This window comes from Streptomyces sp. PL-29 (assembly GCF_058344425.1).
In genome coordinates, this window is record NZ_CP136996.1 from 6,151,115 (window position 1) to 6,168,608 (window position 17,494).

General features: G+C 74.4%; 6 protein-coding genes. All 6 read left to right on the top strand.

From position 1 onward, the window contains the following. Positions 1 to 109: 109 nt before the first annotated feature. Entirely contained in the window at positions 110 to 322 is a 213-nt protein-coding gene (locus R4Z63_RS28085; protein ID WP_037916267.1) for an MbtH family protein, read from the top strand. An 8-nt stretch (positions 323 to 330) separates the two neighbouring features. Next, positions 331 to 1,329, top strand: coding sequence for a TauD/TfdA family dioxygenase (locus tag R4Z63_RS28090; RefSeq protein WP_491522640.1), 999 nt, complete (start codon positions 331 to 333; stop codon positions 1,327 to 1,329). A gap of 49 nt (positions 1,330 to 1,378) precedes the next feature. Next, on the top strand, positions 1,379 to 14,857 hold the full coding sequence (locus R4Z63_RS28095; protein WP_384453738.1) for a non-ribosomal peptide synthetase: 13,479 nt from the start codon (positions 1,379 to 1,381) through the stop codon (positions 14,855 to 14,857). 6 nt (positions 14,858 to 14,863) lie between these two features. Further along, on the top strand, positions 14,864 to 16,159 hold the full coding sequence (locus R4Z63_RS28100) for an MFS transporter (RefSeq protein WP_384453741.1): 1,296 nt from the start codon (positions 14,864 to 14,866) through the stop codon (positions 16,157 to 16,159). Positions 16,160 to 16,222: 63 nt separating this feature from the next. Then, the gene (ddaH, locus tag R4Z63_RS28105; protein WP_384453744.1) at positions 16,223 to 17,035 is read left to right on the top strand and encodes a dimethylargininase; all 813 of its coding nucleotides are present in this window, start codon (positions 16,223 to 16,225) and stop codon (positions 17,033 to 17,035) included. Between the two features lie 203 nt (positions 17,036 to 17,238). Further along, a complete protein-coding gene (locus tag R4Z63_RS28110) occupies positions 17,239 to 17,457 on the top strand; it encodes a hypothetical protein (RefSeq protein WP_037916275.1) in 219 nt (72 codons plus the stop codon). The last annotated feature ends 37 nt before the right edge of the window (positions 17,458 to 17,494 follow it).

Here is a 17,494-nt window from a genome sequence, read left to right on the forward strand (position 1 = left end):
GTGCCGCAACTGCCGCTCACCTGCCGGAGCTTGTGCCGCTCCCGCGCCTGCGGCGCCCCTACCTTCGACATCGCACCCCAGAGCACCCTCTCACTCTACGGAGACCACCATGAGCAACCCGTTCGAGGACGACAACTCCGGCTACCTGGTCCTGGTCAACGACGAGAACCAGCACTCGCTCTGGCCGGTCTGGATCGACGTGCCGGCCGGCTGGACCACCGTCCACGGCGAGGCCCCCCGCCAGGAGTGCCTCGACTGGATCGAGGCCCACTGGACCGACATCCGCCCGGCGAGCCTGCTGGCCGCCATCGACCAGCGGTGACCGCCGCCATGCCGAACTGGGAACTGAACCCCGGCCGCCCCGCCCTCGCCCATGTGCCCGCCACCGCCGGGCTCGCCGAGGCCTGCGAGTGGCTGCGCGAGAACGAGGCCGCGCTGACCGCCGCCCTCGACGAGCACGGCACGATCTTCCTGCGCGGCCTGCCGGTGGCGCAGGCCGCGGACGTCGCCGCCGTACGCGACGTGCTCATCCCCGAGCCCACCCCGTACCGGGAGAAGGCCACCCCGCGCAGCGACTTCGGCGACGGCGTCTTCTCCTCCACGGACCTGCCGCCCGCCCACTCCATCCGGATGCACAACGAGAACAGCTACACGCTGACCTTTCCCGGCCGGCTGCTCTTCGCCTGCCTGACCGCCCCCGCGACCGGCGGCGCCACCCCGACCGCCGACGTCCGCAAGGTCCTCGCCGCGCTCCCCGACCACCTGGTCGAACGGGGCCGCAGCACCGGCTGGAGGCTCACCCGCACCTTCTCGGACTACATTTCGCTCGGCTGGCGCACCGCCTTCGGCACCGAGGACCGGGCCGACGTCGAGCGGTACTGCCGGGACAACGGCATTGCCTGGGAGTGGCAGCCGGACGGCAACCTGCGCACCAGCCAGCTGCGTTCGGCCACGATCCACCACCCGCGGACCGGCGAGGAGGTCTGGTTCAACCACCTGGCCTTCTGGAACGAGTGGTCCCTCGACCCGGACATCCGGGAGGCCATGGTCGAGGAGTTCGGACCCGAAGGCCTGCCCTTCAACACCGGCTTCGGCGATGGCGAACCCCTCTCCCGGGAGGACGCGGACGCCCTCAACGCGGCCTACGACGCCGCCACCGTCCGAGAGACGTGGCAGGTGGGCGACGTGATGCTGGTCGACAACGTGCTCTGTGCACACGGCCGCGACCCCTTCGGCGGCGACCGGAAGATCGCCGTCGCCATGGGCCGCCCCGTGGACCTCCTGGACTGCCGGCCCACGGTGCGCCCGACGACCGCAGTCCCCGCCTGAGGCACACCCCGCACACCATCCACGCCGTGACGTGAGCAGAGGAAGCACCGTGATCCCGGTTTCGTACGCACAACAGCGTCTCTGGCTGATCGACCAGATCGAAGGGCCGACCGCGCTCTACAACCTGCCGTTCGCGGTCCGCCTGCGCGGCACGCTCGACACCGAGGCGCTGCGCGCCGCGACGGGTGACGTGGTCGCCCGCCACGAGGCCCTGCGCACGGTGTTTCCGGCGGCCGGGGGAGTTCCGGTGCAGCACGTCCTGCCGTCCGCACAGGCACCGATCGCCTTCGAGACGGTGCACTGCGCACCCGGCGACTACCCCGCCCTGCGGGACCGGGCAGCCGCCCGCACCTTCGATCTGAGTACCGAACTGCCCATCCGGGTCACGGTCTTCTCGCTCGCCCCGGCTCGGCCCGGCGCGGACGAGCCGCCCGCCGAGCACGTGCTGCTCGTCGTCCTCCACCACATCGCCGGCGACGGCTGGTCCCTCGGCCCGCTGCTGCGCGACCTCGCGGACGCCTACGCCGCCCGCCTCGGCGGCGCCGCCCCCGACTGGGAGCCGCTGGCGATCCAGTACGCCGACTACACGCTCTGGCAGCGCGAACTGCTCGGCGACGAAAGCGACCCCGGCAGCATGATGAGCCGCCAGCTCGACCACTGGAGAGGCGTCCTGGCCGGCCTCCCGGAGGAGCTGGAGCTGCCGACGGACCGCCCCCGGCCGCCGGCCCCGACCGGAGCGGCCGACGCCGTGCCGTTCGGCTACGGCCCCGAACTGCACGCCGCACTGGCGGACCTGGCCATCCGGCACCGCGCCACCCTCTTCTCCGTCCTCCAGGCCGGACTCGCCGCACTGTTCACCCGGCTCGGCGCCGGTACGGACATCCCGCTCGGCACCGGTGTCGCCGGCCGCTCCGACGAGGCCCTGAACGACTTGGTCGGCTTCTTCGTCAACACCCTCGTTCTGCGTACCGACACCTCCGCGGACCCGTCCTTCGCCGAACTCCTGCGCCGGACCCGGGAGTCCCAGCTCGACGCCTTCGCCCACCAGGACGTGCCGTTCGAGCGTCTGGTCGAGGAGGTGAACCCGGCCCGAGCCCTCGGCCGCCACCCGCTCTTCCAGACCCTCCTCGTGCTCCAGAACCACGAGGAGGGCGAACTCGCCGGCCTCCCCGGCCTGCGGACGCAGCCCGAGGAACTCGGCCTGCGCGTCGCCAAGTTCGACCTCAACATCGGCATCACCGAGCGGCACACCGCCGACGGCGCCCCCGCCGGCCTCACCGGCTCGGCCGAATACGCCACCGACCTCTACGACCGCACCACCGTCACCCTCCTGTTCGAACGCCTCGGCCGACTGCTGGCCGCCGCTGCCGCCGACCCCGAGGCGCCGATCGGCACCCTCGACATCCTCACCCCCGAGGAGCGGGCCCGGCTGCGCGACGAGTGGAACTCCACCGCCTCGCCCGTCCCGACCGGATCGCTGCCGGAACTGTTCGAGGCCCAGGCCGCCCGTACCCCCGACGCGGTCGCGCTCGCCCACGACGGCGGCACCGTCTCCTACGCCGAGCTCGACCACCGTGCCAACCGGCTCGCCCAGCACCTGGCCGCCTGCGGCGTCGGCCCGGAGTCCCCGGTCGCCCTGCTGATGGAACGCTCGGTCGACCTGGTCGTCGCCACCCTGGCCGTGCTCAAGGCCGGCGGCGTCTACGTCCCCATGCACGCGAGCCTGCCACCGGAGCGGATGGCCGCCCTCCTGGCCGACACCGCCGCCCCGGTCCTGCTCACCGACCGCGCCGACCCCGGCTTCCCGCACGAGGCCGTCGTGGTCCGCCCCGGGGACGAGGCCTCCGCCCCGGCCCATGCGCCCGGCGTCCGCGTCCACCCCGACCGGCTCGCCTACGTGATGTTCACCTCCGGCTCCACCGGCACCCCCAAGGGCGTCGCCGTGCGCCACCGCGACGTCGTCGACCTCGCCGCCGACCGTCGCTGGCAGGACGGCCGGCACCGGCGGGTCCTGCTGCACTCCCCGCACGCCTTCGACGCCGCCACCTACGAACTGTGGACGCCGCTGCTGTCCGGCGGCACCGTGGTCGTCGCGCCGCCCGGCAATCTGGACGCAGACACCCTGCACGCCGTCGCCACCCGTCACGGCGTCACCGCCGCCTTCCTCACCAAGGCCCTCTTCGACCTCGTTGCCGAGCAGGCCCCCGAAACCTTCCGCGCCCTGCGGACCGTCTGCACCGGCGGCGAGGCCGCCTCCGGCACCCTCATGCAGCGCGTCCTCGACCACTGCCCCGACCTGCTGCTCGCCCACGTCTACGGCCCGACCGAAGCCACCACCTTCGCCACCCACCACCCCCTCGGCCCCGCCGACCTGACCGGACCCCGGCCGCCGATCGGCGCCCCGCTCGACAACATGCGCGCCCACGTCCTCGACGCCCGGCTCCAGCCCGTCCCGCCCGGCGTCCCCGGAGAGCTGTACGTCGCCGGCGCGGGTCTCGCCCGCGGCTACTGGCGCAGGCCCGCGCTGACCGCCGAACGCTTCGTGGCCGACCCGTACGCACCGGGCGAGCGGATGTACCGCACCGGCGACCTGGTGCGCCGCCGCGCCGACGGCGCGATCGAGTTCCTCGGCCGGATCGACGGCCAGGTCAAGCTGCGCGGCTTCCGCATCGAGCCGGGCGAGATCGAGGCCGTGCTCTCCCGCCACCCCGCCGTCCGCCAGGTCATCGTGGTCCCCCGGGAGGACCGCCCCGGCGACACCCGGCTCGTCGGCTACTGCGCGGTGACCGCCGCCGCACTCGACGGGCAGCACGAACTGGCCGCTGAAATCAAGCAGTTCGCCGCCACCGTGCTGCCCGGCTACATGGTCCCCTCGGCGGTCGTCGTCCTGCCCGCCCTGCCGCTCAACGCCAACGGCAAGGTCGACCGGCGTGCCCTGCCCGCCCCCCGACTCGGAGCCGACACCGCCGGCCGCGCCCCCCGCGACGAGCGCGAACGCGCCCTGTGCACGCTCTTCGGCGACATCCTCGGCATCGACGACATCACCATCGACGACGACTTCTTCGAACTCGGCGGCCACTCCCTGCTGGCAACCCGCCTGGTCGGCCGGGCCCGCACCGAACTGGGCGCCGAACTCGCCATCGGCGACCTCTTCCAGGCCCCCACCGTCGCCGCCCTCGCCGACCGGCTTGCCGCCGACCCGGACCGGCCCGCGCTGTGCGCCGCACCTCGGCCCGAGCACCTGCCCGTCTCCTTCGCCCAGCGCCGGCTGTGGTTCCTGGGGCAGGCCGAAGGTCCCGCCGCCACCTACAACGTCACCCTCGCGCTCCGCCTCAGCGGACCGCTCGACACCGGCGCCCTCGACGGCGCCCTCCACGACGTCGTCGCCCGCCACGAGAGCCTCCGCACCGTCTTCGGCGAACACGACGGCGTCCCCCACCAGCGGATCCTGCCCGCCCCGCCGGCCCCGCTGCTCACCGTCACCGACCGCCCGGTACAGGAGCTCACCGGCCACACCTTCGACCTCGCCGCCGACGTCCCGCTGCACGCCTACCTGCGGCCCGAGGCTCCCGACGAGCACGTACTGCTCCTTGTGATGCACCACATCGCCAGCGACGGATGGTCCCTGAGACCCCTCTTCCGCGACCTCGCCGACGCCTACACCGCCCGGCTCGGCGGCCAGCCGCCCGCATGGGAGCCGCTGCCGGTCCAGTACGCCGACTACACCCTGTGGCAGTACCGGATGCTCGGCGCCGACACCGACCCGCAGTCCGCGCTCTCCCGCCAGCTCGACCACTGGCGGCAGGCGCTCGCCGGACTGCCGGACGAACTGCCGCTTCCGCTCGACCGCCCCCGCCCGAACCTCCCCAGCCACCGCGGTGACGTCGTCCCGCTGGAACTCGACGCGGACCTGCACGCACGCCTGGCCGACCTCGCCACAGCCCACGGGGCCACCCTCTTCATGGTCCTCCAGGCCGCCTACGCCACCCTGCTGCACCGCTTCGGCGCCGGCGAGGACCTACCGATCGGCACGCCGCTGGCCGGCCGCCTCGACCCGGCCCTCGACGACCTGATCGGCTTCTTCGCCAACACCCTGGTGCTGCGCACCGACCTCACCGGCCGGCCCACCTTCGCCGAGCTGCTCGCCCGGGTCCGGGAGGCCGACCTGGCCGCCTACGCGCACCAGGACGTGCCGTTCGAACGGCTCGTCGAGGAGCTCAACCCGGCCCGCACCCTGGCCCGGCACCCCCTCTTCCAGGTGATGATCGCCTTCGACAACACCGCCGGCGGCGGACCCGAGTTCCCGGGCACCCGCACCGCGTACGAGCCGCTCGGCCTGCCCACGACCGCCTTCGACCTCACGCTCAACCTCTCCGAACGCCACCGCCCCGACGGCAGCCCCGGCGGTGTCGAGGGCGGCCTGGAGTTCGCCACCGACCTGTTCGACCGGGCCACCGCCGAACGCCTCGCCGACGCCCTGCTGCGGCTGCTCGCCCAGGCCGCCGAGGACCCGCACCGCCCCGTCGCGGAACTGGACGTCCTGGGCGAGGCCGGCCGCAGCGCGCTGGCCGCGTGGCACGACACCGCCCGGCCGGGCACCGCCGACGTCCTCGTTCCCGAGGCGTTCGCCGCCCAGGCCACCGCGACTCCGGACGAGACCGCCCTCGTCTTCGGTGAGACCCGGCTGACCTACGCCGAGCTGGACGCCCGCGCGAACCGCCTCGCCCACGGCCTGGCCGCCGCCGGCGCCGGCCCGGAGGACGTGGTCGCCCTCGCGCTGCCCCGCTCCGCCGACTCCCTGGTCGCCGTACTGGCCGTGCTCAAGGCCGGCGCGGCCTTCCTCCCGCTGGATGCCGACTACCCGGCAGAGCGGATCGCCTACATGCTGGCCGACGCCCGGCCCGCGGCCGTCCTCACGGATGCCGCCTGGCCGCTGCCCGAGGTCCTCGACGGCCTCGCCGGAGCCACGGTCCTGGATGCGGGCGAACAGCACTGGGCCGACCGGCCCGATGACGCACCGCCCCTGCGCGTCACGCCGGCCAACGCCGCCTACGTGATCTACACCTCCGGTTCCACCGGCCGTCCCAAGGGCGTCGTGGTCCGTCACGGCGGTTTCGCCAACCTGTTCGCCTTCCACCGTGACGAGACCATCGCCGCCGCCCTGCGGGCCCACCCGGCGCGCAGGTTCCGCTTCGGCCAGGCCGCCTCGCTCTCCTTCGACACCGCGCTGGAGGCACTGCTGTGGATGGTCGCCGGGCACGAACTCCACCTGCTCGACGACGACCTGCGTCGTGACGCCGCCGCCATCGTCCGCCACGCCGAACTTACCGGCACCGACGTCCTCGACGTCACCCCCGGCCAGGCCGAGCGCCTGGTCGAGGAGGGACTGCTCGACCGCTGCCCGCCGGCCCTGCTGATGGTCGGCGGCGAAGCCCTCGGCCAAAGGCTCTCCGCCACCCTCACCGCCGCCGCGGACACCATCGTGCTCAACATGTACGGCCCCACCGAGTGCACCGTCGACGCCCTCCACCACCGGCTGGCAGGCGACCCGCGCCCGCTCATCGGCCGTCCGCTGCCCAACCTCCGCGCACACGTCCTGGACGCCGGACTGCGGCCCGTCCCGCCCGGCGTCCCCGGCGAGCTCTACCTGAGCGGCGCCGGCCTGGCCCGCGGCTACCTGGGCCGGCCCGCGCTCACCGCGGAGCGGTTCGTCGCCGACCCGTGCGCACCGGGGGAGCGGATGTACCGCACCGGCGACCTCGCCCGGCGCCGTCCGGACGGCAGCGTCGAGTACCTGGGCCGCACCGACCACCAGGTCAAGGTCCGCGGCTTCCGCATCGAGCCCGGCGAGATCGAGACCGTGCTCGCCGCCCACCCCGACGTCCTGCAGGCCGCGGTCCTGCCCCACCAGGACGCCACGGACGCCGCCGCGGGCACCCGGCTGGTCGCCTACGTCGTGACCCGCACCCCGCTGGACGCGGCCGTGCTGCGCGCCCACGCGGCGGCCGCCCTGCCGGGCCACATGGTCCCGGCCGCCTTCATGGCGCTCGACACGCTCCCGCTCAACGTCAACGGCAAGCTCGACCGGTCCGCGCTGCCCGCCCCGGACTTCGCGGCGGCCGCCGGCGGCCGCTCCGCCCGTACGGCGCGCGAGGAGATCCTCTGCGGCCTGTTCGGCGACGTCCTCGGCCTCACCGGACCGGTCTCCGCCGACGACGACTTCTTCGCCCTCGGCGGCCACTCACTGCTTGCCACCAGACTGCTCAGCCGCGTCCGCGCGGTCCTCGGCGCCGAACTCGGCATCCGGGACGTCTTCGAGGCGCCGACGGTCGCCGGCCTCGCCCAGCGGCTGGACGGCGGCACGGCCCGACTCGCCCTGACCGCGGGCGAGCGCCCCGAACGTCTGCCGCTCTCCTTCGCCCAGCAGCGGCTCTGGCTGATCGACCGGATGGAGGGGCCGAGCGCGCTGTACAACATGCCGTTCGCCCTGCGGCTCGCCGGTCCGCTCGACCCGGACGCGCTCGGACTCGCCCTCGGGGACCTCGTCGCCCGGCACGAGATCCTGCGCACACTGATCGCCGAGCACGACGGCGAGCCCCACCAGATCGTCCTCCCCCCGGCCGCCGGGGCCCTCCCCGTCGAACGGCGCGACTGCGCACCGGAGTCGGTGGACGCAGAGGTGGACCGGGCCGCCCGCCGCCCCTTCGACCTGGCCGCCGAACCGCCCGTGCGCGTCACCCTGCTGGGGGTCGGCCCCGAAGAACACGTCCTGGTCGTCGCCCTCCACCACATTGTCGGCGACGGCTGGTCGATGGGCCCGCTGCTGCGCGACCTGGCCGACGCCTACGCCGCCCGGCGTGACGGCTCGGCGCCCGGCTGGCAGCCGCTGCCGGTGCAGTACGCGGACTACGCGCTCTGGCAGCGCGAGCTGCTCGGCGACGAGGACGACCCCGACAGCCTGGCCTTCCGCCAACTCGCCCACTGGCGCGCGCACCTCGCCGACCTGCCCGAGGAGCTCACCCTTCCCGTCGACCGGCCGCGCGGAGCCCGCGCCGACCACCGGGGCGACCGGATCGCCCTGCCGCTCGGCGCGGAGCTGCACCGGGCGTTGGCCGGGCTGGCCCGGGAGCACCGCGTCACGATGTTCATGACCTTCCAGGCCGCTCTGGCGGCGCTGCTGACCCGGCTCGGGGCCGGTACCGACGTGCCGATCGGCTCGGTGGTGGCCGGGCGTTCGGATGAGGCGCTGGACGACCTGGTCGGCTTCTTCGTCAACACCCTGGTCCTGCGCACCGACACCTCCGGCGATCCGACCTTCACCGAGCTCCTCGGCCGCGTCCGGGAGACCGGACTCGCCGCCTACGCCCACCAGGACGTGCCCTTCGAGCGTCTCGTGGAGGAACTCAACCCTTCCCGCTCCCTCGCCCGCCACCCGCTCTTCCAGGTGGCGATGGTCCTCCAGTCCAACACCGGCGGCGAGCCGGAACTGGCCGGCCTGCGCACCGAGGCGCTCCCCGCGGACACCGGGGTCGCCAAGTTCGACCTCAACGTCACGCTGGAGGAGTTCTTCGGACCGGACGGCGAGCCCGCCGGACTGGACTGCGCGATCGACTTCGCCACCGACCTCTTCGACCGGGAGACCGCGCAGTCGATCGCGGACCGCTTCGGACGGCTGCTGACCGCGATGGCGGCCCGGCCGGACCTGCGGATCGGCCGGGTGGACCTGCTGACCGAGGGCGAACGCGCCGCACTCCTCGGCGGCTGTCGCCCGCTCCCCGCCGACCAGCCCCTCGTGCCGGCCGCCTTCGCCGCCCAGGTGGCGGCCACACCGGACCTGACGGCCCTCGTCTTCGAGGGGACCCGGCTGACCTACGCCGAGCTGGATGCACGCGCGAACCGCCTCGCCCACGGCCTGGCCGCCGCCGGGATCGGTCCGGAGGACGTGGTCGCGCTCGCCCTGCCCCGCTCGGCGCAGACGGTGGTCGCCCAGCTCGCCGTGCTCAAGGCCGGCGCGGCGTTCCTCCCGCTGGATGCCGGGTACCCGCTGGAGCGCACCGCCCACATGCTGGCCGACGCCCGCCCCGCGGCCGTCCTCACGAATGCTGCCTGGCCGCTGCCCGAGGCGCTGGACGGCCTCGCCGGAGCCACGGTCCTGGATGCGGGCGAACAGCACTGGGCCGACCGGCCCGACGAGGCACCGCCCCTGCGCGTCACGCCGGCCAACGCCGCCTACGTGATCTACACCTCCGGTTCCACCGGCCGCCCCAAGGGCGTCGTGGTCAGCCACGGTGCGATCGCCGGACTGCTGGCCGCCCACCGGGCGGAGACCTTCGCCGAGCCCGAGCGGACCCACGGCCGGCTGCGCACCGCATTGACGGCCTCGCTCTGCTTCGACGCCTCCTGGAACAGCCTGCTGTGGATGGTCGCCGGCCACGAACTGCACCTGATCGGCGAGGACCTGCGCCGAGACCCCGCCGCGCTGGTCCGTCACCTCCGCACCGAGGGCCTCGACGCCGTCCAGTTCACCCCCACCTACGCCGAACAGCTCATCGCCGAAGGCCTGCTGGATGCACCCGCCCCGCGCGTGGTCCTGCTCGGCGGCGAACCCATCGGCCAGGCCCTGTGGACCCGTCTGCGCGAGGCCCCGGCCACCACCGGCCACAACCTCTACGGACCCACCGAGTGCACCGTCGACACCCTGCTCCAGTCGTACGCCGACTCGGAGCGCCCCACCATGGGACACGCGGTCCTCGGAACCCGCGCACACGTCCTCGACGAGTACCTGAACCCCGTCCCCGCCGGCGTTCCCGGCGAGCTGTACCTGGCCGGGGACAGCCTGGCCCGCGGCTACCTGGGCCGGCCCGCGCTGACGGCGGAGCGGTTCGTCGCCGACCCGTCCGCGCCGGGGGAGCGGATGTACCGCACGGGCGACCTGGTGCGCCGCACCCGCGACGGAGACCTCGAATACCTCGGCCGCACCGACCACCAGGTCAAGATCCGCGGCTTCCGCATCGAACCCGGCGAGATCGAGGAGGAACTGACCCGGCACCCGGCCGTCCGCCAGGCCGTGGTCACCGCGCACGAGAGCGCCGACGGTGACCGCCGCCTGGTCGCCCACTGCGCGGTCACCGCACCCAGCCCCGAACTCGCCCTCGAAGTCAGGCGGTTCACCGCACAGGTGCTACCTGCCCACATGGTTCCGGCAGCGGTCGTCACCCTCGACGCGCTGCCGCTGACCGGCAGCGGCAAGGTCGACCGGCGCGCCCTGCCCGCCCCCGACTTCCAGCTTTTCACGGGCGGCCGGACCGCCCGTACGGCGCGCGAGGAACTCCTCTGCGGCCTGTTCGGCGACGTCCTCGGCGCGACCGGGCAGGTCTCGATCGACGACGACTTCTTCGTCCTCGGCGGGCACTCGCTGCTCGCCATGCAACTGGTCAGCCGAGTCCGCACGGTGTTCGCGGCGGAGATCGGCGTCCGGGACGTCTTCGAGGCGCCGACGGTCGCCGGCCTCGCCCAGCGGCTGGACGGCGGCACGGCCCGACTCGCCCTGACGGCCGGCGAGCGTCCGGACGACCTGCCGCTCTCCTTCGCCCAGCAGCGGCTCTGGCTGATCGACCGGATGGAGGGCCCCAGCGCCCTCTACAACCTCCCGCTCGCCCTGCGGCTCACCGGTCCGCTCGACCCGGACGCGCTCGAACTCGCCCTCGGCGACCTCGTCGCCCGGCACGAGATCCTGCGCACACTGATCGCCGAGCGGGACGGCGAACCCCGCCAGCGGATCCTCCCGCCCGCGGCGGCCCGGATTCCGTTCGACCGTCGCACCGCGCCGCCCGCCGACCCGGCGGCAGCCGTGGCCGAGTGCTCCGCCACCCCCTTCGACCTCTCCGCCGAACTCCCTGTCCGGGCACACCTGTTCCCCCTCACCGCCGAGGAGCACCTCTTCGTCCTCGTCCTCCACCACATCGCGGGCGACGGCTGGTCGATGGGCCCGCTGCTGCGCGACCTGGCCGACGCCTACGCCGCCCGGCGTGACGGCTCGGCGCCCGGCTGGCAGCCGCTGCCGGTGCAGTACGCGGACTACGCGCTCTGGCAGCGCGAGCTGCTCGGCGACGAGGACGACCCCGACAGCCTGGCCTCCCGCCAACTCGCCCACTGGCGCGATGCCCTGGCAGGGCTCCCCGAGGAGCTGGCGCTCCCCGTCGACCGGCCACGGCGCGCCGACAGCAGCCACCGCGGCGACCGCGTGGTCCTGCCGCTCGGCGCGGAGCTGCACCGGGCGTTGGCCGGGCTGGCCCGGGAGCACCGCGTCACGATGTTCATGACCCTGCAGGCCGCTCTGGCGGCGCTGCTGACCCGGCTCGGGGCCGGTACCGACGTGCCGATCGGCTCGGTGGTGGCCGGGCGTTCGGACGAGGCGCTGGACGACCTGGTCGGCTTCTTCGTCAACACCCTGGTCCTGCGCACCGACACCTCCGGCGATCCGACCTTCACCGAGCTCCTCGGCCGCGTCCGGGAGACCCAGCTCGACGCCCACGCCCACCAGGACGTGCCCTTCGAGCGTCTCGTGGAGGAACTCAACCCGGCCCGCTCCCTCGCCCGCCACCCGCTCTTCCAGGTCATGCTGCTGCTCCAGGGCACGGGCGGGGCCGGCGGCCCCGGCGACGGGACGCTCGACCTGGCCGGCCTGCCGGCCACCGTGGAGCCGGTCGGCGGCTGCGCGGCCAAATTCGACCTCTCCATCGCCGTGGGCGAGTCCTTCGGCGCCGACGGCGCGCCCGCCGGGCTGGAGTGCGCGATCGACTTCGCCACCGACCTGTTCGACCGGGAGACCGCAGCGTCCCTCGCCGTCCGCTTCGGCCGGCTACTGACAGCGGTCGCGGCCCGGCCCGACCTGCCCATCGGCGGGGCCGACCTGCTCTCCGCCGAAGAACGCGCCGCACTCGCCCCGACCGGAGCGAAGCTGCCGCCGGTGGTACCGCTGCTGCCCGCCGCCTTCGAGGCCCAGGCGGCCCGCACCCCGGACGAGACCGCCCTGGTCGCCGGCGACACCCGGCTCACCTGGGCCGAGCTGAACGCCCGCGCCAACCACCTCGCCCACCGCCTCGCGGCGGCGGGCGCCGGCCCGGAGACGGTCGTCGCCCTGGCCCTGCCGCGCTCGGCGGAGACCGTGATCGCGCTGCTCGCCGTACTCAAGACCGGAGCGGCCTCGCTCCCCCTGGACGCCGCGTACCCGGCCGACCGGACCGCCGCCATGCTCGCCGACGCCGCACCCGCACTGGCCGTGACCGCCGACGGCTGGCCGCTGCCCGGACTGCTCGCCGGCCTGCCCGTCCTGGCCGCCGTCCCGCAGGACGGGAACGACCACCCCGCCACGGAGAACCCGCAGCCCCGCGCGGCCGCCGCCGACGCCGCCTACGTGATCTACACCTCCGGTTCCACCGGCCGCCCCAAGGGCGTCGTGGTCAGCCACGGTGCGATCGCCGCCCTCCTCGCCTCGCACCGCTGCGCGACCGGCCCGATCGGCGCCACCGAGCGCGAGCACGGCCGCACCCGCGTCGCACTCACCGCCTCCCTCTGCTTCGACGCCTCCTGGGACGGCCTGCTCTGGCTGATCGCCGGCCATGAACTGCACCTGATCGGCGAGGACCTGCGTCGCGACGCCGCCGCCCTGGTCCGCCACCTCCGGGCGGAGTCCGTCGATGTCATCGAGGTGACCCCCTCCTACGCCGAACAGCTCCTGGACGAGGGCCTGCTGGACGCACCCGCCCCGCGCGTGGTCCTGCTCGGCGGCGAAGCCGTCGGCCCGCACCTGTGGACCCGTCTGCGCGAGGCGCCCGCCACCACCGCCCACAACCTCTACGGCCCCACCGAGTCCACCGTCGACGCGCTCACCCAGCCGTTCGCGGCCTCTTCTCGCCCGGCCCTCGGTCGCAGCGTCCTCGGCACCCGCGCGCACGTCCTCGACGAGCACCTGAACCCGGTACCGCCCGGGATTCCCGGCGAGCTGTACCTGGCCGGCACCGGCCTCGCCCGCGGATACCTCGGACGCCCGGCGCTCACCGCCGAACGGTTCGTCGCCGACCCGTCCACGCCGGGGGAGCGGATGTACCGCACCGGCGACCTGGTGCGCCGCACCCGCGACGGAGACCTCGAATACCTCGGCCGCACCGACCACCAGGTCAAGATCCGCGGCTTCCGCATCGAACCCGGCGAGATCGAGCACGCGCTCACCCGCCACCCGCGGATCCTCGCCGCCACGGTGACCGTCCACCACGACGGCGCCGCCGGCCCCCGGCTGGTCGCCCACGTGGTGCCGGACGGCCCCCTCGACCGGGCCGAACTGCGTTCCTTCGCCGCGGAGTCGCTGCCCGGTCACATGATCCCGGCCGCCTTCGTCCCGCTCGACGCGCTGCCCCTGACCGCGAGCGGCAAGGTCGACCGGCAGGCCCTGCCCGCCCCCGACTTCCCCGCCACCCCCACCGGACGGGCGCCCAGGACCCCGCACGAGGAACTGCTCTGCGGCCTCTTCGCCGAGATCCTGGGCCTGCCGGGCCCGGTCTCCATCGACGACGGGTTCTTCGATCTCGGCGGCCACTCCCTCCTCGCGATGAAGCTGCTCGGCCGGATCCGCACCGCACTCGGCGCCGACCCCGGAATGCGGGCGCTGTTCGAAGCCCCCACCGCGGCGGCCCTGGCCCGGCGCCTGGACCGGCACCCGGGCCCGACCGACCCGGCGGGCACCCCTGCCCCGTCCGCCGACGGCGCCTCCGGCTCCGGCAGCGCCCTCGACGTCCTGCTGCCGCTGCGCGCGGGCGGCACCACCGCCCCGCTGTTCTGCGTCCACCCCGCCGCCGGCATCAGCTGGGTCTACTCAGGACTGCTGCGCCACCTCGACCCGGACCGGCCCGTACACGGCCTTCAGGCGCGGGGTCTGCGCGGCGGCTCCCCGTCCTCCGTCACCGAGATCGCCGAGGACTACGTGCGGCAGATCCGGGCCGTCCAGCCGGAGGGGCCGTACCACCTGCTCGGCTGGTCCTTCGGCGCGGTCGTCGCCCAGGCCATGGCCGTCGCCCTCCAGGCGGCGGGCCAGGAGGTCGCCCTGCTCGCGCTCCTCGACGGCCTGCCCGCCGACCCCGCCCGCCGAGCCGCCGACGGCGATCCGTCCTCCGACGGCCCGGTCGACACCCTCGCCGCGCTGCTCGCCTCCCTCGGCCACGACCCGGCCGACGGCCGCGGCCAGGCAGAGCTCACCGCCCTGCTCGGCGAGGCGGCAGCCGTCCTGCCCGACGTCTTCGAGCAGAACGCCAAGCTGATGGCCGAGCACGTGCCCGGCCGCTACCGAGGGGACGCCGTCTTCTTCGGCGCCACCCTGGACAAGCCCGCCGACTGGCCCTACGGCGAGGCCTGGCACCCGTACGTCGACGGCCGCGTCGAGCAGCACCGCATCACCTGCACGCACGGCGCGATGACGCAGCCGGAGCCCGTCGCACGGATCGCCGCCGTGCTCGCCGAGAAGCTGGGAGAGTGACCCGCCATGACCACCGCCTCCGTGAAACCGCCGTCTCCCCCCGAGGGGGACGCGCCGCGGAAGAGCCGCTGGGGCCTCTGGGCGCAGAGCAATTTCCGCAAGCTCTGGATCGGTGAGACGACCAGCGGCCTCGGCACCGCCGTCGGCAACGTCGCGCTCGCCCTGGTGGCCGTCGTCACGCTGGAGGCCTCGCCGTTCATGGTCGGCCTGCTGACCGCCTCCGCCTGGCTGCCGTGGCTCTTCCTTGGACTGCTGGCCGGCGCCTGGGTGGACCGCTGGCCCCGATTGAAGGTCATGCTGGTATGCGACCTGCTGCTGTTCGTGCTGTTCGGCAGCGTGCCGGTGGCGGGCTGGCTGGGCATGCTGACCATGGCCCAGCTGGTGGTGGTGGCAACCCTGGCCGGCGCGGTCAAGGTCTTCCTGTCCACCGCGAACAGCGCCGTGCTGCCGCTGTTGGTCGCCAAGCCCGACCTGCTGGAGGCCAACGTCAAGCTGCGCTCCGGGGACGCGGCGGCGGAAATCGCCGGCCCCGGCCTGGCCGGCCTGATCTCCCAGGCGTTCGGCGCCGTCACCGGACTGCTCGCCGACGCGCTCACCTACTTGGTGGCGGCGGTCTGCGTGGGCTCCATCACGGCGGAGGAGAAGCCCCCGCCGGTCTCCGAACGGCGGGGCATCCTCCGCGAGATCAAAGAGGGCGTCCGCTTCCTGGTGCACGACCCCTACCTGCGCAGCCTGGCGAGCTTCGCGGCGGTGGGCAACCTCGGCCTCAACGGCATCCAGGCCGTGCAGACCGTCTTCCTGGTCCGGAGCGTGGGCGTGACGCCCGGCGGCGTGGGCGCCGTCTTCGCCGTGGTCTCCGTCGGCGGCCTGGCCGGTGCTGCGCTCGCCGGACGGATCGCCCGCCGCTTCGGGACGGCCCGGGGTCTGCTGCTCTGCGAGCTGGTCGGAGCGCCGTTCATCCTCCTGCTGCCGATGGCGGGGGAGCGGTTGCCACTGGCCGTGAGCGCCCTGGCCTGGTCGGTCGCGGTGTGTGGGGTGATCGCCGGAAACGTCATCGCCGGCAGCTTCTACCAGGCCTACTGCCCGCCCGCGATGATCGGCCGGATCCGGGCCAGCGCCTCCACCGTCAACTTCAGCGCCATCCCGGTGGGCGCCCTGCTCGGGGGCTGGCTGGGCGAGCTGCTCGGCGCCCGCACCACCCTCTGGATCATGGCTGGCGTGCTGCTCTCGGCCGGCCTGGTCCTACTGGCCGGCCCGCTCCGTGGCCTGCGCAGCTTCCCCGAGCGTCCCGAGCGGGCCTGACCGGCACCGCTCCCGCCCGCACCTCCCTGCCCCGCACCCCGCGCGTACCCTCCCGGAGCCCCCATGACCCGCACAGCCCGCCCGCGCCGCTTCCTGATGTGCCGTCCGACCCACTTCGAGGTCAGCTACGCGATCAATCCGTGGATGGACCCGACCAAGCCCGTCGACACCGGCCTGGCCGTCGCCCAGTGGGAGCGGCTGTACGGGCTGTACGTCGAACTCGGCCACCGCGTCGATCTGATCGCCCCGCTGCCCGGCCTTCCCGACATGGTCTACGCGGCCAACGGCGCCACCGTCGTCGACGGCCGCGTCCTCGGGGCCCGCTTCCGCAACGCCGAGCGGGCCGCCGAGGGCCCCGCGTACCTGGAGTGGTTCCGGGCGAACGGATTCGCCACCCACGACCCGGTGCACGTCAACGAGGGGGAGGGCGACCTGCTGCTGACCGGAGGCCACCTGCTCGCCGGGCGCGGCTTCCGCAGCGACAGCGCGGGGCATGCGGAGGCGCAGGAGTTCCTCGGCCGCCCGGTGGTCGGCCTGGACCTCGTCGACCCGCGCTTCTACCACCTCGACACCGCGCTCGCGGTGCTCGACGACGACGAAGTCGTCTACTACCCGGGCGCGTTCTCGGCGGGCAGCCGGGAGGTGCTGCGCCGGCTCTTCCCGGATGCGGTGCTCGTGGAGGAGGCGGACGCGGCGGTGTTCGGCCTCAACCTGATGAGCGACGGCCTCAACGTGGTGCTGCCGGCGGCCGCGACCGGCGTCGCGGCCCGGCTGCGCGAGCGGGGCTTCCGGCCGATCGGGGTGGACCTCTCCGAGCTGTTCAAGGGCGGCGGCAGCGTGAAGTGCTGCACCCTGCAGATCCGCGCGGCGGCCTGACCGGGGGCCTGACCGGGGCCCGACCGGCCTCCGTGCGACGCTCCGCCCGGCGCACCGGTCAACGAAGCCGATCGACGCACGGTGCTCCTGCGTCGATCGGCTGTTGAACGCGCCTTGCCATGCTCGTCCCATCAGCCCGGAACACGCCGGGAAGAACCGGAAACCACCTTCCCACCAGGGAAGACGTCCCCCAGGGAGCAGTCATGGCGAACCGCGCGAACAACCACGTTGCCACCCGGGTCTGCCTGGCCGTCGCGGGCCTCGGCCTCGGCACCCTGATCGCCCTGGGCGCGTCCGGCGCGGCGATGGCCGACGACACCAGCGGCAGCGGGCAGGGCGGCGGCACCGTCAGCACCCAGCAGGCCCCGGCGCCCTCCCCCTCCCCGTCCGACGACAAGGACTGGAACAGCACCGGCTCCTGACCCCGGCCACCGGCGGCCCCGCCCGACCGGGGGCCTC

What these genes read in the sequence shown, in the direction of transcription:
- ddaH (WP_384453744.1), top strand. Translation starts at nt 16,223, where the DNA reads ATGACCCGCACAGCCCGCCCGCGCCGCTTCCTGATGTGCCGTCCGACC.
- R4Z63_RS28085 (WP_037916267.1), top strand. Translation starts at nt 110, where the DNA reads ATGAGCAACCCGTTCGAGGACGACAACTCCGGCTACCTGGTCCTGGTC.
- R4Z63_RS28090 (WP_491522640.1), top strand. Translation starts at nt 331, where the DNA reads ATGCCGAACTGGGAACTGAACCCCGGCCGCCCCGCCCTCGCCCATGTG.
- R4Z63_RS28110 (WP_037916275.1), top strand. Translation starts at nt 17,239, where the DNA reads ATGGCGAACCGCGCGAACAACCACGTTGCCACCCGGGTCTGCCTGGCC.
- R4Z63_RS28100 (WP_384453741.1), top strand. Translation starts at nt 14,864, where the DNA reads ATGACCACCGCCTCCGTGAAACCGCCGTCTCCCCCCGAGGGGGACGCG.